The organism is Arcicella lustrica (genome assembly GCF_034930985.1).
Classification (GTDB): domain Bacteria; phylum Bacteroidota; class Bacteroidia; order Cytophagales; family Spirosomataceae; genus Arcicella; species Arcicella lustrica.
Genome location: NZ_JAYGIM010000007.1, coordinates 264,221 through 289,896, shown reverse-complemented (window position 1 = coordinate 289,896; position 25,676 = coordinate 264,221). Strand labels below are relative to the sequence as shown.

21 protein-coding genes are annotated in these 25,676 nt (G+C 35.5%); 14 read left to right on the top strand and 7 right to left on the bottom strand.

The annotated features are described in order from the left end of the window. Window positions 1-128: 128 nt before the first annotated feature. The gene (gene nirD, locus VB798_RS10565) at window positions 129-476 is read right to left on the bottom strand and encodes a nitrite reductase small subunit NirD (protein ID WP_323258440.1); all 348 of its coding nucleotides are present in this window, start codon (window positions 474-476) and stop codon (window positions 129-131) included. 78 nt (window positions 477-554) lie between these two features. Further along, window positions 555-3,062, bottom strand: coding sequence for a nitrite reductase large subunit NirB (gene nirB / locus VB798_RS10560; protein WP_323258439.1), 2,508 nt, complete (start codon window positions 3,060-3,062; stop codon window positions 555-557). A 386-nt stretch (window positions 3,063-3,448) separates the two neighbouring features. Here nirB and cobA point away from each other — a divergent pair, with 386 nt between their 5' ends. From cobA to VB798_RS10525, 7 genes are all read left to right on the top strand, one after another. Then, window positions 3,449-4,216 (top strand): uroporphyrinogen-III C-methyltransferase, encoded by a 768-nt coding sequence (gene cobA, locus VB798_RS10555; RefSeq protein WP_323258438.1) that lies wholly within the window; start codon window positions 3,449-3,451, stop codon window positions 4,214-4,216. Between the two features lie 222 nt (window positions 4,217-4,438). Beyond that, window positions 4,439-5,668, top strand: coding sequence for an MFS transporter (locus VB798_RS10550; RefSeq protein ID WP_323258437.1), 1,230 nt, complete (start codon window positions 4,439-4,441; stop codon window positions 5,666-5,668). A 234-nt stretch (window positions 5,669-5,902) separates the two neighbouring features. Next, on the top strand, window positions 5,903-7,522 hold the full coding sequence (locus VB798_RS10545; protein WP_323258436.1) for an alginate export family protein: 1,620 nt from the start codon (window positions 5,903-5,905) through the stop codon (window positions 7,520-7,522). A 159-nt stretch (window positions 7,523-7,681) separates the two neighbouring features. After that, complete coding sequence (locus VB798_RS10540; protein WP_323258435.1) at window positions 7,682-8,890, top strand: CmpA/NrtA family ABC transporter substrate-binding protein; 1,209 nt, start codon at window positions 7,682-7,684, stop codon at window positions 8,888-8,890. A gap of 67 nt (window positions 8,891-8,957) precedes the next feature. Continuing rightward, entirely contained in the window at window positions 8,958-9,746 is a 789-nt protein-coding gene (gene ntrB / locus VB798_RS10535; protein ID WP_323258434.1) for a nitrate ABC transporter permease, read from the top strand. Between the two features lie 54 nt (window positions 9,747-9,800). After that, entirely contained in the window at window positions 9,801-10,658 is an 858-nt protein-coding gene (locus tag VB798_RS10530; protein WP_323258433.1) for an ABC transporter ATP-binding protein, read from the top strand. A gap of 487 nt (window positions 10,659-11,145) precedes the next feature. Next, window positions 11,146-14,688, top strand: a complete 3,543-nt coding sequence (locus VB798_RS10525; RefSeq protein WP_323258432.1) for a molybdopterin-dependent oxidoreductase — start codon at window positions 11,146-11,148, stop codon at window positions 14,686-14,688. Between the two features lie 107 nt (window positions 14,689-14,795). Here VB798_RS10525 and VB798_RS10520 read toward each other — a convergent pair whose 3' ends face one another. Beyond that, window positions 14,796-15,194, bottom strand: coding sequence for a hypothetical protein (locus tag VB798_RS10520; protein WP_323258431.1), 399 nt, complete (start codon window positions 15,192-15,194; stop codon window positions 14,796-14,798). A 458-nt stretch (window positions 15,195-15,652) separates the two neighbouring features. Here VB798_RS10520 and VB798_RS10515 point away from each other — a divergent pair, with 458 nt between their 5' ends. Further along, window positions 15,653-17,104 (top strand): rubredoxin, encoded by a 1,452-nt coding sequence (locus tag VB798_RS10515; protein ID WP_323258430.1) that lies wholly within the window; start codon window positions 15,653-15,655, stop codon window positions 17,102-17,104. A 76-nt stretch (window positions 17,105-17,180) separates the two neighbouring features. On the opposite strand, the gene VB798_RS10510 is transcribed toward VB798_RS10515, so the two are convergent. Together VB798_RS10510 and VB798_RS10505 are read right to left on the bottom strand one after the other, a co-directional pair. Beyond that, window positions 17,181-17,660, bottom strand: a complete 480-nt coding sequence (locus VB798_RS10510; RefSeq protein WP_323258429.1) for a hypothetical protein — start codon at window positions 17,658-17,660, stop codon at window positions 17,181-17,183. A gap of 26 nt (window positions 17,661-17,686) precedes the next feature. After that, window positions 17,687-18,274, bottom strand: coding sequence for an RNA polymerase sigma factor (locus VB798_RS10505; RefSeq protein ID WP_323258428.1), 588 nt, complete (start codon window positions 18,272-18,274; stop codon window positions 17,687-17,689). 126 nt (window positions 18,275-18,400) lie between these two features. Between VB798_RS10505 and VB798_RS10500 the strand changes: the two genes are divergently transcribed. The 4 genes from VB798_RS10500 (at window position 18,401) to trpB (ending at window position 21,612) form a co-directional block, all read left to right on the top strand. Next, entirely contained in the window at window positions 18,401-18,784 is a 384-nt protein-coding gene (locus VB798_RS10500; protein WP_323258427.1) for a DUF6249 domain-containing protein, read from the top strand. A 319-nt stretch (window positions 18,785-19,103) separates the two neighbouring features. Then, a complete protein-coding gene (locus VB798_RS10495) occupies window positions 19,104-19,562 on the top strand; it encodes a MaoC family dehydratase (protein WP_323258426.1) in 459 nt (152 codons plus the stop codon). A gap of 215 nt (window positions 19,563-19,777) precedes the next feature. After that, window positions 19,778-20,425, top strand: coding sequence for a phosphoribosylanthranilate isomerase (locus VB798_RS10490; RefSeq protein WP_323258425.1), 648 nt, complete (start codon window positions 19,778-19,780; stop codon window positions 20,423-20,425). Beyond that, on the top strand, window positions 20,422-21,612 hold the full coding sequence (gene trpB / locus VB798_RS10485) for a tryptophan synthase subunit beta (protein ID WP_323258424.1): 1,191 nt from the start codon (window positions 20,422-20,424) through the stop codon (window positions 21,610-21,612). The genes VB798_RS10490 and trpB overlap by 4 nt, the downstream gene beginning before the upstream one ends. Window positions 21,613-21,724: 112 nt before the next feature. Here the strand turns inward: trpB and VB798_RS10480 are convergent, their stop codons facing one another. Both VB798_RS10480 and VB798_RS10475 read right to left on the bottom strand, forming a co-directional pair. Further along, the gene (locus VB798_RS10480; protein ID WP_323258423.1) at window positions 21,725-22,234 is read right to left on the bottom strand and encodes a KdsC family phosphatase; all 510 of its coding nucleotides are present in this window, start codon (window positions 22,232-22,234) and stop codon (window positions 21,725-21,727) included. Continuing rightward, a complete protein-coding gene (locus VB798_RS10475) occupies window positions 22,231-23,028 on the bottom strand; it encodes a Rossmann-like and DUF2520 domain-containing protein (RefSeq protein WP_323258422.1) in 798 nt (265 codons plus the stop codon). Before VB798_RS10475 ends, VB798_RS10480 begins: the two co-directional genes overlap by 4 nt. Before the next feature lie 135 nt (window positions 23,029-23,163). Between VB798_RS10475 and VB798_RS10470 the strand changes: the two genes are divergently transcribed. Beyond that, window positions 23,164-23,850: a glycosyltransferase family 2 protein gene (locus tag VB798_RS10470; RefSeq protein WP_323258421.1), complete on the top strand. Its 687-nt coding sequence runs from the start codon at window positions 23,164-23,166 to the stop codon at window positions 23,848-23,850. Between the two features lie 95 nt (window positions 23,851-23,945). Continuing rightward, window positions 23,946-25,310, top strand: coding sequence for a cellulose synthase family protein (locus VB798_RS10465; RefSeq protein WP_323258420.1), 1,365 nt, complete (start codon window positions 23,946-23,948; stop codon window positions 25,308-25,310). The last annotated feature ends 366 nt before the right edge of the window (window positions 25,311-25,676 follow it).

Sequence of the window (25,676 nt, the reverse complement as noted above, 5' to 3'; positions counted from 1 at the left end):
TATAGTTTTCAAGTAATTTGCTGATTGTGAGATTGTTGAAAATTTTTCTTTGAAAAATCATGTAATGGGATTTTACAAACTGATAATTCGCAAGTTTTTGTGAATATCAATTTGTAAAATCTTTCTTGCTAGACACCCACAAATACTTGCCCATCTTCTACTTTGACTGGGTAAGTCTTAATCGTGTATTCATCGCCGCTTAAACATTCTCCAGTTTGTAATGAAAATGTTTTTTTGTGGAAAGGGCAAGCTACTTTTGGTTCATTGTCCGCACCAGTCGAGCCAATCATTCCTCTCGATAACGCCATTTGTTGGCGGTGTGGGCATTGGTTTTGCGTAGCATACCATTCGCCACGACGAGTAAAATTATAAATGGCAATTTGTTCGCCTTCAATCAAAGCGCAAGCGCCTCCGTTTTCTGGAATATCTTCAACACTGCATGCTACATGCCAAGTGATTGTTTGTTCTGCTATCATTGTTGTAATTATGATTGAGTGAATTGAGAATGAACTTTTGAAGATTAATTACCCAAAAGCTCATTCAATTAAACTATTTTACTTCCATTCTGCGGCCTTGATTTGATCACGCATTGGTTCAAATTTGGCATAAGGGTCTTTCATTTTTGGAGCATTCACAAAGTGTGTGAAACGCTTACGAAGTTCTGGATTGGTTACTACTTCTTTCCATTCGCATTTGTAAGCTTCTACCAAAAACTGCATTTCTTTTTCAAATTGTTCGTTCATTCCTAAAGCATCATCAATAATTACTGATTTCAAATAATTGATGCCGCCTTCCATTTTATCTAACCAAGGGGCAGTACGAGTAAGTGGCTCTGCCGTTTTGATATAGAACATCAAGAAACGGTCGATGTACTTCAAACAAGTGGCTGAGTCAATATCAGTAGCTAATAATTCTGCGTGACGAGGTTTTACACCACCATTTCCACACACATATAAATTCCAACCTTTTTCTGTAGCGATGATACCAAAATCTTTTGATTGTGCTTCGGCACATTCACGAGTACAGCCTGAAACCGCTGATTTTAACTTGTGCGGAGAACGTAAACCACGATAACGCTCTTCAACTTCAATAGAAAACGATACAGAATCTTGTACACCAAAACGGCACCAAGTAGAACCTACGCAAGATTTTACAGTTCTTAAAGATTTTCCGTAAGCGTGACCAGACTCGAAACCTGCATTCACTAATTCTTCCCAAATGTCTGGCAAGTCGCTTACGTGTGCACCGAATAAGTCAATTCTTTGTCCGCCCGTGATTTTAGTATATAGATTATATTTCTGTGCAACCTGTCCGATAACGATTAATTTCTCAGGAGTAATTTCTCCACCCGGAATTCTTGGTACTACCGAATAAGTACCATTTTTTTGGATATTGGCTAAGTAGCGGTCGTTAGAATCTTGAACGGTAGCGTTACCTTTTTCCAAAATCATTTCGTTCCATAAACTTGCAATGATTGAAGCCACCGCAGGTTTACAAACTTCGCAACCATCTCCTTTTCCTAAATTATCTAAAGCTTCGTCATAAGTTTTGTAGCCTTTGATTTTTACTAAATCAAATAATTCCTGACGAGTATAGTCGAAGTGTTCGCAAAGGACGTTTCTTACAAAAACACCTTGCGATTTCATCGTTTCATTAATCAAATCTTTCACCATCGGCACACAACCACCACAACCAGTACCAGCCTTTGTGCATTTTTTGATGCCATCAAGTGTTGTTACTTTATTTTCGATGATTTCATGACAAATTCCACCTTTGGTTACTGCTTCACAAGAACAAATCAAGGCTTCGTCTGGTAAAGACAATACGCCAGAACTTGCATGTTCACCTCCACCTCTTGAACCCAACATCAAATCTTCTGGGTCGGCAGGTAAAAGCACTTTGTTTTTAGTGTTTTGCAACAACATATTATATTGTTCTGCATCACCAACCAAAATACCACCTAATAAGTACTTGCCATCGTTTGAAATATTGATTCTTTTGTAAATACCTTTTGCAGTATTTTCAAATACGATAGTTTGTGCATTTGGTTCTTGAATGAAAGCATCACCAAAACTTGCTACGTCGATACCAATCAATTTTAATTTGGTTGACATATCAAAAGGTTTAAACTCTTTTTCGCCACCAATGATTGAAGTTGCTACAACGTCGGCCATTTCGTAACCCGGCGCAACTAAACCATAAATCATGTGATGTGCCAATGCGCATTCACCGATTGCAAAAATATTTGGATCTGATGTTTGAAGTTTATCATTTACGATAATACCCCCACGAGAACCTACTTCTAATCCAGCAATCTTGGCAACTTCGTCACGTGGTTTAATACCAGCAGAAATTACTAACATATCTACATCAAGCTTAGAGCCATCAGCGAAACTCATTCCTTCGATGATGCCATCTCCAACAATTTCCTGAGTATTTTTATTCAGATGAATCTGTAAACCTAATGCTTCTAACTTTGTCTGAAGTGTTTTTGAACCAGCTTCATCAATTTGTCTTGGCATTAATCTTGGTGCAAATTCAATTACATGCGTTTCTTCTAATCCTAAATCTAATAAAGCTTTTGCTGCTTCTAATCCTAATAAGCCACCACCAATTACTGCCCCTTTTTTGGCAGTTTTAGCGTGTGACTGCATCAAATCTAAATCCTCAATAGTTCTATATACAAATACGCCATCTTTTTCAACACCAGGAATCGGTGGCACAAATGCCGCAGAACCTGTTGCTAATACCAAGTAATCGTAATTAAGAACGATTCCATGATGAGAGCGTACCGTTTTAGCATCTTTATCAATATCAACAACTGGGTCTGAAAGATAAAGTGTAATACCATTCTCTTTGTACCAGCTGCTTGGTGCCATTGTCAAATCGTCTGCGGTTTTACCAGCAAAGTATTCTGACAAGTGTACACGGTCGTAAGCGGGGCGAGACTCTTCGCCAAAAACGACCAGATCAAAACTTTTAGACACATCTTTTGAAATAAGTTTTTCACAAAACTTATAACCGACCATGCCGTTCCCCACTACGACAATTTTCTTTTTCATAAATGATACAAGATTATGATTGACACTTTTAATGATTAATACTTATACAAAATGACTTGATGTTTTCTAATGACTAAGTATTTATTTGAAAACCTTAAATCAGTATTTGTATTTGTATGAAAATGAGTATTTATAACTATTTTTAGAAAAAATATAAATTTTAATAATTGTACTTTAAATATAAACCACTTTTTCTTAAAAATGCGTAAAAATGCTTATTTCATGTTCAAATTTAAACCTATTTTTTGTGATTTTGCAAATTTTTTGAGAAAATTAATAATTTTTGAATCTTTTATTTTGATTATTAACAATTATGTGCCATGTTTGTATCGAAATCACAACTGAGTATTTATAATCATCATTGTTCAAGTATAAAATACTAAAATATGAATATTCCAAGATTAACTTTAATTGGTGCCGGCCCGGGAGACATAGAGCTCATCACTGTAAAAGGGATTCGTGCAATTAAGTCGGCGGATGTAGTATTGTATGATGCGCTTGCAAATGAAGAGTTATTAGAGTTTGCTCATCCAAAGGCACTTCGTATTTATGTCGGAAAACGCTTAGGAAAATATGTTTATACACAAGACGAGATTAATCAAAAGATTGTTAGTTTGGCTTTAGAGTATGGGCACGTTGTGAGATTGAAAGGTGGTGATCCATTTGTATTTGGAAGAGGTTTTGAAGAGATAGAATACGCAAGAAATTTTAATATAGAATGCGAAGTAGTGTCAGGAGTTACTTCAGCGATTGCCGCACCAGCATCTATCGGGATTCCAGTAACAACGAGAGGTTTTTCAGAAAGCTTTTGGGTAATTACAGGAACAACAAAAGCTGGGGAGTTATCAAAAGATATAACATTGGCAGTGCAATCTACAGCAACGGTGGTTATTTTGATGGGAATGAGTAAGTTGACTCAAATCTGTGAATTGTTCGCAATGAATGGAAAAAGTGAAACACCCATCGCAATTATACAAAACGGTACTCGTAATAATGTGAATTTCGCAATCGGTACGGTATCTACTATTATTCCAATTGTTAAAGAACAGCAAATTTCAAATCCTGCTGTGATTGTTATCGGTGAAGTGGTGAGTTTGCATCCTTCATTTATTGAAAAGTTTAGTGATGAATTGGCTTTGAGCAACAAGCTATAGTAAGTAAACGAATTTTATTATTAATAATTAAAATTTACACAATCAGTTTTTTTCTTCCCTTCAGCATCCGTTGAAAAAAGTCTATCGTGGGGGCGATAGATTTTAACAAATCGGAGAAATTCACAGAAGATGATTTCTCTGTTTTACAAAAAGGTTATGAAAAATATTAGTACAAACAAGCCGCTTGATTCATTGAATGTATTTTCATTCAAAGGAATTCAAATGCAAACTTTTCACATTACTTGGATTACATTCTTTTTCTGTTTCTTTGGTTGGTTTGGTATTGCGCCATTGATGAAAATCGTAAAAGACGATTTAGGCTTAACAAAAGGACAAATTGGTAACATCATCATCGCATCAGTTTCTGCAACGATTTTTGCCCGTTTAATCATCGGTCGTTTATGCGATACTTTAGGGCCAAGACTTACTTATACTTGGTTGTTGGCAATTGGTTCAATTCCAGTAATGACAATCGGTTTAGCGAATAGTTACGAATCATTTTTACTTTTCAGACTAGCAATTAGTGTAATTGGCGCATCGTTCGTTATCACGCAATATCATACTTCTGCAATGTTTGCTCCAAATATTAAAGGTACAGCCAACGCAGTAGCTGGAGGTTGGGGGAATCTTGGCGGAGGAATCACAAACATGGTAATGCCCTTGGTTTTTGCAGCTTTCGTGGGCGCTGGTTATGTAAATCATGATGCTTGGAGATATGCAATGGTAATTCCGGGTGCTATTTTATTAGTCATGTCATTTGTTTACTACAGATTTACACAAGATACTCCTGCTGGAAATTATGCTAATATTAAAAGAGAAGCCGTACAAAAAGGTTCTTTCTTTTCAGCAGCATCTGATTATCGTACTTGGATATTGTTTTTAGCTTATGGCGCTTGTTTCGGAATTGAAATTACATTTGATAATGTAGCAGCATTATATTTTACAGAAAACTTCTCTTGCGATTTGAAAACAGCAGGACTTTTAGCTGGAGCATTCGGATTCATGAATCTTTTCGCTAGAGCAATCGGAGGAATTGTTGCAGATAAAGTAGGTAAAACCTATGGTATGAAAGGAAAAGGCTGGTTATTAGCTGGTTTATTAGCGATGGAAGGCTTAGGTATCATGTTATTTGCACAAACAGGTTCAATTGGTTTTGCAGTAATGGCGATGTTAGGTTTTGCAATGTTCTTGAAAATGGCAAACGGTGCTACTTATGCTATCGTGCCTTTTATAGATTCAAAAAATGTAGGTTCAGTAGCAGGAATTGTTGGTGCAGGAGGAAATTTAGGTGGAGTACTTGCTGGATTTTTATTCAAATCAGAAACGATTACTTATGCTGAGGCATTCATGTATATTGGAATAAGTGTAGCTGTGATTGGGGGATTAACAGCACTCATTAAATTCGACAGAAAAGCATTACCAGTAACAGAACAAACGTTAGAAGTAGCTTAACACCTCTTTAGACCAAACTTTGCAAGCAGAAGTGCTTGCAAATCCATCTCAAATTTTTGAGGAAAAGTTATTTGAAATATTGTGCTATTAACCATTCTAAAATGATTAGAATTTTGAAACGATAGTGGGGGCTATCGACTGAAAAATAAAGAAAAACCCGAACGAGATGGGGGTCTCAGTTCGGGCGAAATTGCGTAAACTCTGTTAAAATTTTTCACAATCAATCACAAAAGTATGAAAAAATCTTACATTTTTAAACTTGCTTTGGTCTTATTTTTGGGTACTTCTACCCAATTCATCGCAAAAGCTCAGTTCACTTTGCAAGGGCAAATGAGAACTCGTACAGAAGTACGAAATGGTTTGGGAAATTTAGTAGTAAACGATGCTAAATCGGCTGCTTTTACTTCTCAAAGAACAAGATTAAACTTTGGTTATAAATGGGACAGAGTAACTTTTGGTGCTGCTGTTCAAGATGTTCGTGTTTGGGGACAAGATGCTTCTTCTATTTCAAATGCTGATGGAGCAAAATTGATGCTTCATGAAGGTTGGGCAGAAGTAACTTTAGCTAACAAAGCTGATACTACGATTAAATTCAAATTAGTTGATTTATTGAGTATCAAAATTGGTCGTCAAGAATTGATTTATGATGACGTTCGTTTAATTGGTAACCTTGATTGGTTACAGCAAGGTCGCCGTCATGACATGGTTTTACTAAAAGGAGTACATCATGGATGGCAATTTGATGTTGGTTTGGCTTTCAACCAAAATGCTGATGCTTTTGGTATTACTGGAACAGGTTATGTACCAGCCAATTTAAGCCCAACAACAAGAACTTCAACTGGCGTTTTAGTACCAACACCTGCAGGCATTATTCCATTGACTGTAGGCGGAGGAATTGGAGCTAATTCAGTAAAAACAGGTGGTGCTTTGGCATGGATTAACCCTCCATCAACCAATGGCGCTTCTCAAGATTATAAGTCTTTCAAAAGTGTTTATATCAGTAGAAAGTTTAACCAAACTAAATTCTCTGGTTTATTTTTCCAAGATGATTTCAGTGCTTATCGTTTAGATTCAGTTGGAAGTGCTTCTACAGGTTACGTTTATGGTAGAAGGTTCGTTGCTTCTGGTGCTACTGATGCTTTCGATTACGGACAGTCACGTAGTCGTACAACGTATGGTTTGATGATTAATCACACGATTGGGAATGCTTCAGGTTTTGGAAAAATCGCTTTACAAGGAGCTTATTACGGACAAACTGGTAAAGACCGTGAAGGAAATGACATGGATGCGTATCACTACACATTGGCTGCTACTTATCAAAAAAGTAGATGGGCATTTACTTTAGGATACGATGTGCTTTCTGGAAACGATGGTACAAGTGCGACGAACAATTACAAAGCTTCAACTGGAAAAAATAATCGCTTCGACCCACTTTACGGAACGCCACACAAACACTGGGGATATATGGATTACTTCTATGTAGGCACAAACTCGCCTGCTGGAGGTTTGAATAACGGATATTTCAAAGCAAAATATACAACAAACACTGTAACAGTTGGTGTTGATTATCATTCATTTGCATTGAACAAAGCAACAACAAAAGGTGATGGAACATTGGTAGGAACAGATTTAGGGAATGAAATAGATTTCATATTGAATTACAATATGAATAAATTCACAAACCTTGAATTGGGCTATTCTGTTATGATGGCAACCGCCAATATGCCATTTGCAAAAGGACAAGCCACTACCGATGTTGCAGCTAATAACTTTAACAAAACTGGAACCTGGTTTTATGCCATGATTAACATTCGTCCAGATTTCTTTTACGCTAAACCAGTAGCGATTAAATAATTTAGTGAGTACTAGTGTGAATTGTGAATGGTGAGGTGTGAATATTTTTTAGTAATCACTAATTCACTCAATCGCTAAATCACTCAATAATATAATATAGCTTCTCAATTCGATGGGGGTCGAAACGAGAAGTATTCTTAAATAAAAAAACAAAAAAATATGAAAACTCTGTTAAAAAACTCAATTGCTGTAATCTGTTTGATGGTATTTTCCATTGCAGTTTCAGCATCACGAATGAATCCACCAGCTAGAAAAATTAAATTAGGATTTATTCCACTTACCGACTGTGCGCCACTTGTAGCTGCAAAAGAATTAGGTCTTTTCGCAAAATATGGCGTTGATGTAGAACTTTCAAAAGAAGCCTCTTGGGCAAATATCCGTGACAAAGTATTGAATGGTGAATTAGACGGTGCACATTGTTTATTTTCGATGCCACTTTCAGTTTATACAGGTATTGGTGGAAAAGCAGGCTCAGAAATGAAAATCGCTATGGTCTTGAACAACAATGGTCAAGCCATTACACTTTCAAAAGATTTCTGTGGTTTGGTTGGTTATAAAGAAATGAACAAAGTAGCGGCAGCCATCAAAGATGTTAAAACTAAAAAAGAAGTAACATTTGCGATGACTTTCCCGGGTGGAACACATGATATTTGGTTAAGAAACTGGTTAGCAGCAGCAGGTGTAAATCAAAAGTCGGTTGGTATTATCACTATCCCACCGCCACAAATGGTTGCCAATATGCGTGTTGATAATATGGAAGGTTTTAGTGTTGGTGAACCTTGGAATGGTGTTGCGGCAGCACAAAATGTTGGTTTTACACACATTGCTTCACAAGATATTTGGCAACATCATCCTGAGAAAGCTTTGGTAGTAAATTCGAAATTTGCAGCTGAAGAAAGAGAAGATTTGAAAAAAGTAATGAAGGCGATTATCGAAGCTTGTAAATGGTTAGATAATATGGGAAATCGTAAAAAAGCAGCAAGCTGGTTAACGAAACCATATTATGTAAATGCTCCATTACAAGTAATTGAGGCCCGTTTATTAGGCTCAAGTGATTTAGGTTGTGATTTAGGCGTTCAGAAATACAAAGGAGATTACATGACTTTCTATAACAATGGTGTTGTAAATACTCCTCGTAAATCTCACGCTATGTGGTTTTTGGCACAATATGTTCGCTTTGGATATTTAAAAGCAGAACCAAGTTATAAAGCCATTGCTGAAAAATTGATTCTTGATGATTTGTTTGCAGAAGTAGCTAAAGAAATGAGTGTTCCAGTTCAAGTGGATATGAAGCCTTTCAAAACTACTTATGATGTTGTTTTCGACCCAGCTAATATTGACGATTACTTAAAAGCAACCAAAAAATAAAGTTTGTCAGCGATTATCGGTTAATATTTTTAGTGTTAACCGATAATTGATAACAAGCACCAAGATTATGAAATCAGTTTCAATTAAAGATATAGCCATCAACTTTATATATTTTGTGGCAAGCATGATAATTCTGCTAGGTATCTGGCATCTAATTTCAGTCATCACAAAAGCCGAAATTCCTAATCCAGCTTCAACTTGGATTGTCTTTAAAGAACTTATTGCAGATCCATTTTATGATTATGGACCAAACGATAAAGGAATCGGAATTCAATTATTAAGTTCATTAGGAAGAGTATCAACAGGTTTTGCTTTAGGAAGTTTAATTGCTATTCCAATGGGATTGCTAATGGGTTCAACAAAGATTGGGATGAAATTATTAAACCCAATTGTACAAATCCTTCGTCCAGTATCGCCTTTGGCTTGGTTTCCTTTAGGGTTATTAGCATTCAAAGCTTCTGATGGAGCAACGATTTTTATCATTGCTATTACGTCTTTATGGCCAACAGTGATTAATACAGCTTTTGGAGTATCAAGTATTCCAGATGATCATAAAAATGTAGGAAAAGCATTCGGCTTTTCGAAATGGAAGTATTTAACGAGAATTATGTTGCCTTTTGCTATTCCACACATCATTACTGGTTTGCGTTTATCAATCGGTATTGCTTGGGTAGTAATTGTAGCTGGCGAAATGCTTTCGGGTGGTGTAGGTATTGGTTTTTTTGTTTGGGATAGTTGGAATGGTCTTTCTTTGGAAAGAATTTTGGTCGCAATTCTTATTATCGGAACAGTTGGTTTATTGTTCGATAAAGCATTCAACGGATTACAAAATGCTTTTTCTTGGGATAAAAAATAAGCCGAAGAAATCATATTTTGAATATTCATTCAAACATCAAAATCATTATTTCCTATGACTAACATCGTAAATCCAAGTCAATTAGCTGATTCAGCTAACGACTTCCATAAAATAAATAACCGTGAAACTGCTATCGATATTAAAGACGTTACGGTAGCATTCAAAGGTTCAAAAGGTACTTTTACTGCGGTAAAAGACATTAGTTTAGAAGTAAAAAAAGGTGAAATCGTAGCCTTGATTGGTCACTCTGGTTGTGGAAAATCAACGTTGATGAATACCATTTCAGGAATGGTAACGCCATCGTCTGGTGAAGTAATTGCCAACGGGAATATCGTAAAAGGACCGGGTCCAGACAGAGGAATCGTTTTTCAAAACTACTCTTTATTGCCTTGGATGTCGGTTTACAAAAACATCTATGAAGCAGTTGATTCTGTTTTCAAAGATAAAAATTCTAAAGAGAAGCACGAGATTGTAGATCACTATATCCAAATGGTGAATTTAACACCACACAAGGATAAGTTGCCAGGTCAATTATCGGGGGGAATGAAACAGCGTGTAGCCATTGCTCGTGCTTTTGCCATCAACCCAAGTATTCTTTTGTTAGATGAACCATTCGGAGCCTTAGATGCCCTTACGAAAGGTTCAATGCACATTGAATTATTGAAACTTTGGAATTTAGATAATCGTAACAAAACAATTGTAATGGTTACGCACGATATTGAAGAAGCTATTTTCTTAGCAGATAAAGTTGTTGTAATGAACAATGGTCCAGCTGCAACTATCAAGAAAATTGTTGACATCAATTTACCAAGACCAAGAAACAAAAAAGATATTACTCATGACCCTGAGTACATCAGAGTTCATGACGAATTATTGAGCTTGTTGTTTGATAAGTTCTCTATTGAAGACTAAATAAAAAATCCCGAAGTGTTGAACTTCGGGATTTGTCCCTAAACCTTGGCGGAGGCATCTAGGTAATGAGATTTTGGAATGGTTAAGTATTTTATAAATAGCTAAATCAAATTCCAAAACAGCTTTTTCAAAGCTATATTGTATAGCGTTTTGAGATAAACGTTAAACAAATCTAAGTAACATCGACCAGTTTTACAAAGAAAAAATTTAAAAAAACGCTGATTTTTTCATAAAACTGATTTTTTAAACCGATGAGAGCTTTTTATTGATGATTGATTAAGAAAAAATGTTTGTTGTGCGGAAGAATTTGTTTTCCGAATGTTTTTACAAGGAATAAAATATAATTATAAAAATTAAAAATTTGACTATGTCGATACCTTTAAAGATAAAGTGCTTATAAATAGCGTGTTAAGCATTCTTTCCTTAGGCTTATACTGATAATAGTAAAATTGGAAATTGAAATAAATATTATAAATCGTCAAAAGAAATGAGCAGTAAATCAAATCTTAAAAAGTATAAATCTACCTGCTCGTATTGTGGGGTTGGTTGTGGTGTGGAAGTAACAGATTTAGGCAATGGTAGGCTGCATCTTGAAGGAGACAAAGATCACCCTTCAAGTAAAGGAATGTTATGTTCAAAGGGAATGAATCTGCATTATACAGTAATGGATCAATCAGATAGATTGCTGTACCCAGAAATGAGATTCAACCGAAATATGCCATTACAACGAGTATCGTGGGATACTGCCCTCGACCGTACTGCTGCCATTTTCAAAACATTTATTCAAAAATATGGTCCCGACTCTGTCGGTTTTTATGTTTCTGGGCAATGTCTTACAGAAGAATACTACGTAATCAATAAGCTTATTAAAGGCTTTATTGGTTCTAATAATATTGATACCAACTCTCGTCTTTGTATGTCATCGGCGGTGGTTGGTTATAAGCTTACTTTGGGGGAAGATTCTGTTCCTGTTTGTTATGATGACATTGAATTAGCAGATTGTTTTTTTGTAACAGGTGCTAATCCAGCGTGGTGTCATCCTATTATCTGGCGAAGAGTAGAAGCGCACAAACAAGCGAATCCGAATGTAAAAATCATTGTAGTTGACCCAAGACGTACTCAAACGGCTAGTCAAGCAGATTTACATTTACAAATTCATCCCGGAACAGACATTACTTTGACTAATGCCATTGGTAGAGTATTAATCGAAAAAAATTGGATAGACCAAGATTTTATCACTAACAACACTGACGGGTTTGAGGCATATCAAGCACAAGTAATGCAGAAATCGCTGGAAGAATCTGCTTTAATTTGTGGGGTTACGCTTGAAGAAATAACATTAGCGGCACAATATATTCACGAATCAAAGGGATTTTTATCGATGTGGACAATGGGCTTGAATCAGTCTGTTATCGGAGTGAATAAAAACCTTTCTTTGATTGATTTACATTTAATTACGGGTAAAATTGGTCGTGAAGGAAACGGTCCTTTTTCATTGACTGGTCAGCCCAATGCAATGGGCGGTCGTGAAGTAGGCGGTTTGGCTAATATGTTGCCAGCGCACAGAGATTTATTGAATCCAGCACATCGTGATGAAGTACAAGCTTTTTGGGGAGGCACAAAAATTTCGGATAAACCGGGTTTCTCTGCCACAGAAATGTTTGAAGCTTTGGCAGATGGACGTATGAAAGCGATTTGGGTAGTTTGCACCAATCCTTTAGTAAGTCTGCCAGATGTTACTTTGGTTGAAAAAGCCTTAGAAAAAGCCAAATTCGTAGTTGTTCAAGATATTTCAAATCGTTCAGATACTATCAAATATGCTGATGTTGTACTTCCTGCGGCTGCATGGCTAGAAAAAGAAGGAACAATGACTAATTCTGAAAGAAGAATTACACATTTACCTAAAGTGCTAGACGCTCCTGGCGAAGCAAAATCAGACACTGAAATTATTAACCTTTTCGCTAACAAAATGGGCTTTGGCGAAGCCTTTAATTACACTTCCCTTTCTGAGGTTTACGACGAACATTGTCGTTCAACTAAAGGAACAAATATTGATATTTCAGGGCTTAATTATGAGATTTTAAAAGAGAATAGAAGTATTCAATGGCCATATCCTGCCAATGCTGAATCTGTGGAAAAATCTTTTAAGGAGTCAGGAACAAGACGCTTGTTTACAGACGGCAAGTTCTACACCTTCAATCAAAAAGCAAAAATTCATGCTGTGCCAGACGAAAACCACTCTGAAAGCATGAATGAAGATTTCCCTTTAGTAATGACTACTGGTCGTATCCGTGACCAATGGCATACCATGACCAAAACTGGGAAAGTCAATAAACTCAATCAACACATTGCTCAACCTTATCTGGAAATTCATCCAGAAGATGCCCAAGAAAGACAAATTTCCGATAATCAAATTGTTGAAATTGTTGGTCGTCGTGGAAAAGCACAAGTAAAAGCCAAAGTTACTACGGATGTTAAAAAAGGCGTTTGCTTTATGCCGATGCACTTCGGTAGAATTTTAGGAAGCGATTTTGGTAGAACAAACAATTTAACCAATAGTTTGTACGACCCACGTTCAAAAGAACCAGATTTTAAATTCACGGCTGTAGAAGTAAGAGCTTACGTAAAACCACACGAAAAAATTATCATTATCGGTGCGGGTTCTGCGGGTTTAGGCTTCATTAAATCTTATCGTGAGCTTAATCAAACAGATGAGATTCACGTTTTCTCAAAAGAAATCCATCCTTTTTACAACAGAGTAATGTTGCCAGATTATATTTCTGGCGCTCAGGATTGGTCGCAATTGGTAAAATTACGTGAAGATCAATTCACAGAATCTAACATTCATGTTCATAAAGGCATTGAAGTCGTAAATATCGACCGTAAAAATAAAACCATTGTTGACTCAGAAGGAAACGAGCATACTTATGATAGATTGATTCTAGGAATGGGTTCAAGAGCATTTATGCCACCTTCTATTCCAAAAATTCCGGGAATTTTCAATATGCGTTCTCGTATTGATGCCGATAGTTTAATGCCATTTTTAAAACAAGATAATCCACATGCTTTAATTGTTGGTGGAGGTTTATTGGGGCTTGAATTGGCAGCTTCTTTGCGTGAAATCAATGTAAAAGTAACGATTGTTCAACGCATTAGCCGTTTTATGGATAGACAATTAGACCCACTTGGCTCTGAATTGTTGACCGAAGAAATATTAAACTTAGGCATTGATGTTTATTTCAATGATGAAGTATCAGCTTTTTATGGTACAGATAAATTTGAAGGCGTTCGCTTAAAGTCAGGTAGAAAAATTGATGCACAAGTAGCCGTTTTTGCCATTGGTACTTCTCCAAATGTTGAAATTGCTCGTGCGGCAGGCATTGAAGTAAATCGTGGAGTTGTGGTGAATGATTATCTTCAAACATCCGACGAAAGTATTTTTGCCGCAGGGGAAATCGCTCAATGGCGTGGACAAATGTGGGGAATTACAGCTGCCGCCGAACAACAAGCAGATATCATTGCAAAATATATTGCAGGCGATTTTGCTAGTTATTACAAAGGCTCGCTTTCGATGAACATCATGAAAATACAAGGAGTACAATTATGTTCTTTAGGAATGATTGATACGCCTAAATCACCTGATTACGAGGAGATTATTTTCATTGATAAAGCAAAACGCTATTATAAAAAATGTATCATTCATAATGATAAATTGGTTGGAGCGATTTTGATTGGCGATAAATCTGAATTCTTAGAGTTTAAAGATTTAATTGCCAATGGCATAGAATTATCCGACAAACGTTTAGAATTATTAAGAAGTGGTAAAAAAGCTGACCCAGTAATGGGAAAATTGGTTTGTTCTTGTAATAATGTAGGCGAAGGAAATTTGAAAACTACCATTGCAAGCGGTTGTAAAGATTTCACAGCTTTGTGTTCACAGACGGGAGCTGGAATGGGTTGCGGAAGTTGCCGACCAGAAGTAAGAGCTATTTTAGAGAATGCTTTAAAAGAGGCTTTGGTAGAAGCTTAATTTTAAATTTGACATAAAAATAGGGAAGTTATCGTTAGACAGACTTCCCTAAATTCATTGTACAGAGGTTAAAAAACTGTTTTGCCATAGTCGTTAATGTTTAAAGATTAACGGATAGCTACAACAACGTCACGGTTTGTGATAAGATTTGTTTTGATTTCAAAAGATTTTGATTCAACAACATTCACATTTTGGCTGATAACTTCGATAGTATATTTTCCATCTGCTAAGCTAGAGAAATCGAAAGTTTTAGCGAATTTACCACCTTTAGTATCAACATATTCACGGTGAATTTCGTTTTTGTCAGCATCTGTAACTACAACTACAACTTTTTTGCTTGCTACGTTGTCAACCCAAACATTGAAGCTTAATGAGTTATTTACTTGAGCAATTTTGCTTTTTACAAGGCTAGCTGATTCGTCGAAGTTTGAAGCGAAAGTATTTACGTTTGATAAGCAAACCATAGTAACTGCTACGATAAATGCTTTAACTGTGTTCTTTTTCATGACTTTATTATTTAATTGTTATTAATGATGAAATTTATTAAAAGGATAATTTGTATTTTTCTAAGAATTTATTTTTCTGTATTAAAAGTATTTTCTATTTGGACGTCACTTAATAAAAGATGCTTTCGTTTGAAAAAGGAAATTGATTTTAATTTTCAACTCAGCGCTTAGAATTTTATCCGTGTCATTCGTTTGACGATGTAAACTTAGAAAAGGATTTTGATATGTCAATCATGAAGAAGCAATTATTTTCACTTTTTCAAGAAAGTTCCTCTAAAAAAAATCATATTTATAGGAATAATACAATTTGATAAATCGCATTTATATAAAATATTAAAATAGTTATACGAAGATTTTACCTATAATACGCATTTGATTTTCAGTATATTAAGTATAAATCACTATGATGTTACGCTAATTATTTATATATTTGATAAATTATTTAAATGATATTCAACATGAAAGATTACTCACTACTTAAAATAAATCTAACTGGTGGAATTGTTTCGCCAGGCACTTTACAAAGTATTCTTTTAGCAGCAAAATCAGCAGGAGTTAGAGAAGTAAGGTTCGGAGCAAGGCAACAATTGTTGATGTATGTTAAATCAGAAATTGTTCGAGGAAGTAGTATATTAGAATTTAAGAAAAAATTGTACGAAACTAATATTTCTTTCGAAGAAGATACAGATAAAAAACCTAATATTATTTCTTCGTATTGTGCAGAAGAAGTTTTTCCGACAGGACAGTGGATTTCAGAAGGAATTTATAGAGATATTTTTGATGGTTTTGATTACGAACCTCAGTTAAAAGTCAATATTTCAGACTCTCAGCAATCTTTCACACCATTTTTTACGGGTAATTTGAATTTCATCGCCTCAACCATTCAGAATTTCTGGTATTTGTATGTGCGTTTTAAGCAATCGAACAAAGTTTTTCGCTTTCCGATTTTGATTTATACTTTAGAAATTCCCAAAGTATGTAAGCGCATAGAAGAAGTAATTTTGAATGCTGGCGAGATGGACGAAAATGAAGTTTATGAAAAAGTAATTGCTAAAGGAGAAATTATTTCACAAGTAATCCTTGAAGAGCTAGTATTGCCTAAATTTTCATTACCTTATTACGAAGGCTTTAACCGTTACGGAGAAAAAACTTGGTTAGGAATTTATAGAAGAAATGAAACCTTCCCAATAGAATTTTTATCTGAAATTTGCGAATTATGTCTTGAAACCAAAGTTGGTCAAATTTGTACAACGCCTTGGAAATCATTGATTATCAAAGGAATTGAAAATAAACATAGAAACCTTTGGGACAAACTATTAGGTAAGTACGGCATCAACGTTCGTCATGCAGCTAACGAATTGAACTGGCAAGTAGAAGATTTATCACCAGAAGGCTTATCATTGAAAAAAGCCATTATTCGTGAATTTGATGATGAAGATGTGCGTACTTTTGGTTTAAGTTTTGCAATTCAGACACGTTCAAAGTCGGAAGTATTTGGTTCGGTAGTTATTAAGAAAAGAAAGATTTTTGCTGGAATTTCTCATGTATTTGATATTTATCATACGGTTGATTTTAACCCGAACAATCGTACTTTAACTTTATTTGAGAAAGGAGTAAACAGAGCGCACGTTCCTGAAATTTTGCAACGTTTATCAAAACGCTTCTATGCAGTTAAGAAAGTAGATACAACAGTAGTGAAAAAGGCAACTTTAAATAAAGAAGAAACCGAAGTAGAATTACATCAATGTAAAACTTGCTTTACCATTTATGATAGTCGTTTTGGTGATGCTGTCAATGGTATTGCGGCAGGAGTAAAATTCTCCGAATTACCAGCTGATTATTGTTGCCCAATGTGCGAAAGCGAAAAAAGTGAATTTGAAGCAGTGAAAGCAGATAAGTTATTGGTGTAAAGTATTTTAGTATAAAAATAAACGTCGTCTTTGTGTTGAACAAAGACGACGTTTTATGAAAATATGAAGCTAAAACTTAAAAACTCCCAACATGAAAGCGTTTTTCAAAATAAGGTTTCAAGAATTTTTTGTCGATAAACTTTAGAAAAACCAATGTGTTAATCGTCAATAATCCATTGATAAAAAATTTATTTTGAAGAATATTCAAAACAGGATTCAAATTAACTTTCATCGTAGAAGGACTACTCAAAGAAAACACCATCATTAATGAAAGGACAAGTACAATGCCAGCGCCAGTCAAAAAGTAAAAAGGTAATTTACTCGTCTTTCTTTCAAGTACTTCTGCTTGCGCCAATTCCCATTTATCCATTAATTTATCGGTAAAATTAACGGCAGTTTTTTCAACAGGTATTGCTTCCAACAAAGCATGCGTTTCTGCATACTCTTGAAAAAGAGAACGATAGGCTTCGTCGCTTACCAATAGATTTTGATGGCGGATAATTGTTTCCTCAGAAGCAATGCCATCAAGAATGTCAAAAATCTCTTCGTCTTTCATATTATTGTTCGTTTGAAAAATCAAACTTAGATTAATGTTCTTACTTCACTTCCTAAAATCCTTTTCATTTCTTCTGCTAATCGTTTTCTGGCTCTGCAAAGTTTTACTTTGGCTGTTTCGGCAGAAATTCCAACGATTTGAGCGATTTCTTCTAATGATTGTTCTTTCAAATAAAAGAGTGTTATCATCGTAACATCGTCGGCAGAAAGCTGGTTCAAGGCTTTTTGAATGTACTTTTTTTGTTCGTTTACTTTTAAATTATCGCTTGTATCAGCTGGTGCTTGTTGGGCAGCTTCCGAAATACTGATGTCTTCTGCCACAATAATTTTTTTCCGTTTAAACATCAAAGCAGCATTAAATACAATTCTGTAGAACCAAGTAGTGAATTTTGCTTCTTGATTAAAACTCGGCAAAGCATGAAAAGCTTGCATAAAAGCATCTTGAGAAACCTCTTCGGCATCCTCACGTGTGCCTACAATTTTGTATGCAACCGTAAAGGCATAGTCTTTATGGCGATTGGCAAGCTCTCTATAGCCCGACTGGTCGCCTGTTAATATGCGTTGGATGATTTGATTATCTGTTTCCTTGGTTTTCACATGGATAGGATGCAACAATAGTTGAAAAGGTTACAACAAGATAAACATTTTTATTTTTAAAAATAACTGTAACCTCAAACAAGTTTATTACATCATATCGGCAAGATTTTAAAAATTCACGAAAACAAAAACTTTTTTTATAACATGGAAAATTTAGATAGCTTAGTTCCAATTGTAGGAATTATGGTGCCAATTGTAGCAATTATCAGCACCTTCACAATGATAGTATTTTTACGTAAATACGATAATGACGAAAAAATGGCAATGATTGCCAAAGGAATTGCTCCACCTGAAAAAAGCACTAAAAACTATAATGTAAACCCAAGCCATTCATTACGTTGGGGCTTTGTATTAATTGGTTTTGGTATTGGTTTATTGATGGGAAGCCTGTTGGAAAGCGTATTGAATGTTGATGATGATGTAGCACACTTTTCAATGATTTTCATTTTTGGAGGTTTGGGTTTGTTGGTTTCTTACTTCTATCAAATGAAACTCAATCAAAAAAACTTACCTGAGAATAAAGAGTAAAATCTAATAATTTTCTTTCCCAAGGTCCTCAAAATTCAATTTTGGGGACTTTTGTTTTTGTCAAAAACATTTTAACATTTCATTAACAAGTTTTAACATTTTATTGAGAAATACCATCAAGTTTTTATCGTTATTTTGACACAACAAATCAGCAATAATACTTTGATTATCAATAAAAGTACATTTTAACAGCAGCACTCAGATTCGAACTTTTAGCCTCTAGCAATATGGAGCCTCCAACCTAAGGGAACGGAGGCTTTTTTATTGTTCATTCAAAAGCCGTAAATTGTGGGCATCATGTTCAACTCAAATATTCACAATGGTAATTTTTAAAGACCTTCAAGCGCTAAAAAATAGCATCGGTACAGAAATAGGAACAACCGAATTTACAACGATTACTCAGGAAATGATTAATGATTTTGCGAAAGCAACGCATGATTTTCAGTGGATTCATGTGGATGAAGCTATGGCAAAGAAATACTCTCCTTTTCAGCAAACTGTAGCGCATGGTTTTTTGACTTTGGCATTAGCACCTAAATTTATAGCAGAGCTTTTCAAAGTAGAATCTGTAAAAATGGGTTTGAATTATGGTGCTAATAAAATACGTTTCACGGCTGCTGTTCCTGCGGGAAGTAAAGTAAGTATGAAGGCTAATATTTTGGAAGCCGAAGAAGTACAACCCAAAGGTTTGAAAGTAACGATGAATTGTATTTTTGAAATTGAAGGACAAACAAAACCTGTCTGCATTGCCGAGTTGATTTCTGTATTTTATGAGTAATCCATACAGAGAAAGTGAATGCGGAAGTTTAGAAGAAAAGAAAAACCTTCTTGATAAACACTGAGTTTCGGTATTATAATTCAAGTTTATGCGAAAAAACAGATGAATGTTCTGTGATTCTCTTAATTTTTGAATAACAAAAATCCCTGATTTTCACTAACTTTGTTATTAATCAAGCATAAATAGAATAATAATTAATTGACCACTTCAAAGATATGAGACTAAAAGTTTGTGGAATGCGTAACTCTGATAATATCAAAGAGTTATTAGAACTAGGACCCGACTATATGGGTTTTATTTTTTATGAAAAATCAAGCCGTTTTATAGGAGAAGAATTAGACGAAGAATTGCTAAAATCATTTCCACATACGGTAAAAAAAGTAGGTGTTTTTGTGAATGCAACGCAAGCATATATTTTAGATAAAGTAAAAAAATATGCTTTAGATTATGTGCAGTTACATGGTGAAGAAATGCCCGATTTTTGTAGAAACCTCAAATTTAAAGGAGTAAATATCATTAAAGCTTTCTCGGTCGATAATCAATTCAATTTTGGTAAACTACTCAATTTTAAACCCTATTGCGATTACTTTTTATTTGATACCAAAGGGGATTTGAAAGGAGGCAACGGTATTACGTTCGATTGGTCGGTTTTACGCCGATATGATAACGATAAACCATTTTTTTTGGCCGGGGGCATAGATTTAGATAATGCCGCCCAAGCTAGGGAGTTAGCAGGCTTAAAGATTCATTCGCTGGATGTAAACAGTAAATTTGAAATAGCACCAGCGTTGAAAGACATAGAGAAATTAAGTGAATTAATGAAAATAGTAAAACCAACAGAAGCAATCTTAACATCAATATGATAGCACCAGAAATATATAACGTAAACGAAAAAGGATATTACGGACAATTTGGTGGAGCATTTATTCCTGAAATGTTGTATCCCAACGTGGAAGAATTAAGAGTCTCTTATCTCAGTATCATGGAAGAGCCTTCTTTCAAAGAAGAATTTAATGCTCTTTTGAAAGATTATGTAGGGCGTCCTACTCCTTTATTTTTGGCAAAACGTCTTTCTGAAAAATATAATACAACGATTTATTTAAAAAGAGAAGACCTTTGCCATACGGGTGCTCATAAAGTAAATAATACCATCGGGCAAATATTAATGGCAAAGCGTTTGGGCAAACATAAAATTGTTGCTGAAACAGGTGCTGGTCAACACGGAGTGGCAACTGCTACGGTTTGTGCTTTAATGGGCTTAGAATGTATCGTTTACATGGGGGAAATAGACATTCAGCGTCAGGCACCAAACGTGGCACGTATGAAAATGCTAGGAGCTAAAGTAGTACCAGCAACTAGCGGTTCAAAAACATTAAAAGATGCTACCAACGAAGCCATGCGTCACTGGATTAATAATCCTGTTGATACGCATTATATCATTGGTTCGGTAGTGGGTCCTCACCCCTATCCAGATATGGTTGCTCGTTTTCAGTCGGTGATTTCCGAAGAAATTAAATGGCAGTTAGAAGAGAAAACAGGTAAAACAAATCCAGATTATGTAATTGCTTGCGTAGGTGGAGGTTCTAATGCAGCGGGTGCGTTTTATCATTTCTTACACGACGAAGAAACAAAATTAATTGCCGCAGAAGCAGCAGGTCATGGTATTAATTCTGGCATGTCGGCAGCGACTACTTTCTTAGGAAAACCAGGAGTTTTGCATGGAAGCAGAAGTATTTTAATGCAAACGGAAGATGGACAAGTAGTTGAACCACATTCTATTTCAGCAGGTTTGGATTATCCGGGAATTGGACCAATGCACGCTCATTTATTTGAAAGTAAAAGAGCTACCTTCTTTGACGTTACAGACCAAGAAGCAATTGATGCAGCAATGGAGCTTTCTTTATTAGAAGGAATTATTCCAGCCTTAGAATCAGCCCACGCTTTAGCAGTTTTACCAAAATTAGGAGCAAAACCTAATGAAGTAGTAGTAATTAATCTTTCTGGGCGTGGTGATAAAGATTTAGAAACGTATCAAAAATATGTCAAGTAATTGATTGATAATTTGTTAGTATTAAAAAGGCTTTCTCTGTTTTCAGGGAAAGCCTTTCTAATTTATTAATTCATATCGCTCAAATCTCATCACTCATAGCTACAAGCTAATCCTAAAACTTCAACCACTCTCCTTTTGCACGCATTACTTGTTCAATAACATCTCTTACAGCACCTTTTCCTCCTTTTTGTGGAGAAACATAATTGGCGATAGATAGAATCTCTTCACAGGCATCAGCAGGGCAAGTAGCAAAAATATCTGGACGAAGCATTACTTCATAATCGGGTAAATCGTCGCCCATGTATAAAATATTCTCTTCTGGAATTTCTACATTAGCAAGCCAATCTTGATAAATCTGTAATTTACTTTTTCCGCCAGAACCCATAAAGACATAGTGAATTTTCAGGTTCTGTAATCTTTTGCGTACACCTTCGTGTTTTCCGCCAGTAATCACACAAATACGATAACCAGCCTGTACCGCTCGTTCGATGGCATAACCATCTCTGATATGGAAAGTACGATAATGTTCGCCAGTTTCAAGTACGTGTACCGAACCGTCGGTCATAACACCATCAATATCAAAGACGAAAGTGGTAATTTTTTTAAAAGCTTCTAAATTCATTTGTCTCTTTGATGAGCAATCCCTTCGGATAAAGCTCGATAAATATGTTGATAGTCGGGCTGTTGTTTCAAGAAAAGTAAATGTTGATTAAGAATTTTTTGATCACCCCGAACGGCAGGCCCTGTTTGTACTTTAAAAATGCTCTTAGCATCTATGGCTTTTTTGAAAGTTTCTTTAATCAACGGTTTTAATAATTCAAACTCTAAATCGTTTTCTTCTAGTAGTTCTTGAGCAATTCCTAAGAGGTGATTGGTGAAGTTACAAGCAAATACTGCTGAGACATGAAGTATCCTTCTTTCTTCTGAATTAACAGCATAAGTAATGTCTGAAAGTTCTTGACCAAGAGTTATCAACATGTTTTCCACAGCCTCATTTTCTGATTCAATACAGATAGGAATTGTATTAAAATCCACGTGAAACGTTTTAGAGAAGGTCTGAACAGGGTAAAATACTCCAGTTTTGATAGGAATATCGCTATAAACACGGAGTAATTCATCCATGTCGTGAAGCGACTTACTCCCAGAAGTGTGGATAAGTATTGCATCTAGTGGAAGCATCAAATGTTTAATAACTTCGGCAATAGCATCATCAGAAACGCAAAGAAAAAATAATTGAGCATTGGAATTTCTAAAGTCCAACGAATCATGGGCGTTTGCATTGTAAAGCACTTTTGTAAGTGCCTCAGTATGTTTAGGGTTACGGCTATATACTTCCTCTACACTATGACCTATGTTTTCAAGTGCTTGAGATAGATGCCAAGCTACGTTTCCAGAACCAATAAATGAAATTTTCAAGATATGTTATTGTGATTAGTGTAGTAGTTGGCGGTTATACTACAGTCAATTAGATAGACAACTCATAATTTAACACAATATTAATCAAGGAAATCCTAAAAAAACTCAATTTTCAAGGTTTATCTTTGTAATACCATGAAAAAAATAGTTGTCATTATTCCTGCTTTTAACGAAGAAAATGCGGTTGGGATTGTAATTCGTGAAATTCCTAAGCACTTGGTCGCTGAAATCATTGTTGTAAATAACAATTCTAATGACCAAACTGCCCAAATTGCCAAAGAAGCCGGAGCAACAGTGTTAAACGAAAACCGACAAGGTTACGGCTGGGCTTGTTTGAAGGGAATTGACTATTGTAAACAGCAAAACATCTTGCCAGATATTGTGGTTTTTATGGATGCTGACCATTCTGACTATCCAGAAGAAATGTCGGCAGTAATTAAACCTATTATCGAACAAAATTTTGACATGGTCATTGGTTCGAGAGCTTTAGGAAAACGAGAAAGAGGCTCAATGACTCCACAACAAATTTTTGGTAATTGGCTTGCTACCAATCTGATAAAAATATTTTACGGGGTTACTTATACAGATTTAGGTCCTTTCAGAGCGATTACTTTTGAAAAGCTCATCGCCATGAAAATGCAAGACACTACTTATGGCTGGACGGTAGAAATGCAATTGAAAGCCGCCAAAATGAAGCTAAAAGTGGTTGAAGTACCCGTTAATTATCGCTCAAGAATTGGAGTTTCTAAAGTTTCTGGAACGCTGAAAGGGACAATCATGGCGGGCTATAAAATTTTAAGTTGGATTTTTAAGTATCTATAATTTTGGACAAACTCATCATCATCCTCTATACAATTCCCCTCTTATTTGTTTTCTGTTATAGTCTCATACAGCTTGATTTAGTACGCTTATATCTTTTGGCACATCGGAAAACACAAAGTATTTCAGCAAACAATCAGTCTTCCCAACCATTTATAACAATTCAATTACCCATTTTTAATGAGCTTTATGTCGTAGAACGTTTGATTGATGCCGTTTGTGCAATCAACTATCCTAAAGAATGCTTAGAAATTCAAATTTTAGACGATTCTACCGACGAAACCACTGAAATAATCTCAGAAAGGATAAAATACTACCAAAATTTGGGTTTTGACCTTGTGCATATCAGGCGAAATAATCGTGTTGGATTTAAAGCAGGTGCTTTGGCAGAAGGATTATTGATTGCCAAAGGTGAATTCATTGCCATTTTTGATGCCGATTTTCTACCTGATAAAACCTTTTTGGAAAAGACAATCCCATACTTTCAAGATGAAAAGATTGGAATGGTACAAACACATTGGACACACCTCAATCGAAGCTTTTCGATGATTACCGATTTGCAAGCTTTTGGTTTAGATGCACACTTCAGTGTAGAACAAGTGGGGAGGAATTTTGGTGGGCATTTTATCAATTTTAATGGAACTGCTGGTGTTTGGAGAAAAAATACCATCAATGATGCAGGCGGATGGTCGGCAGATACCCTTACAGAAGACCTAGATTTAAGCTATCGGGCGCAATTGAAAGGTTGGAAATTTCATTATTTAGAAGCATTAGCCTCTCCCGCAGAATTACCCATTGAAATGAATGCCCTGAAAACCCAACAAAGACGTTGGTCGAAGGGTGCGGCAGAATGTGCTCGCAAACATTTATGGAATGTATTGAAGGCTACAAATATTTCATTCACTACTAAAATTCACGCTTTTTTTCACCTCTTGAATTCAGCCGCTTTTATTTGTATGTTGACCTTATCGGTACTAAGTGTAGCTATTCAAAGCATCGTTAAAAATTCAAATCAATACCATTTTTACTTTCAGTTGATTGGCTTTTTCCAGATAAGCTTAGTGTTTTTAGCCATTTTTTATTGGTTTGGAAACCGAAAGTTTGTCCATTTTACTGTCTTTTTGATAAAATTTCCTTTGTTCCTATCTTTTATGATGGGGCTTTCGCTGCATAATTCTTTAGCAGTACTAGAAGGCTATTTTGGTAGAAAAACACCATTTGTGCGTACTCCTAAATTTAACATTGTCAACCAAAGTACATCGTGGACAAGTAACAAATATCTATCAGGCACAATCAGCAGTTTAACCATCATAGAATTGTTTTTGATGTTATTTTTCGGCTGGGCATCTTTTCGAGACGGGCAATTTCAGGACTATCAATTAATGTTTTTCCACACCATGTTTACCTTCGGTTTTGCTTCCGTAAGTCTGTTTTCTATTTTCCATCAACTCATCCGAAAATAAAAAGCTTAAAACCCAAACCTACTATTCCTACAAACCTTAGCCAAAGTTATCGCTTTTTGCAAGGATGTAAATAGCTCCAATTTCCTCTTATTTTAATTTGCGGTTTTATACGGAAATTGCGTTAAAAAGATAGCTTGTTGGTTCTTTTTGATGGATTTGGCTATGAAAAAGATAGATTGGTGGGTTTCTTAGACTTTTTGTTTTTTACAAAGACAACTCCGTCAGGAGTAAAATATCGCTAGGAAATTAATGATATAATCCCATCAGTGTTCCGTAGGAACATTATATTTCGTTCCTACGGAACTTGGGGTTCAATCGCTGTTTTATCTATATTACCAATATAGAATCCCTACAGGATGGATGAGT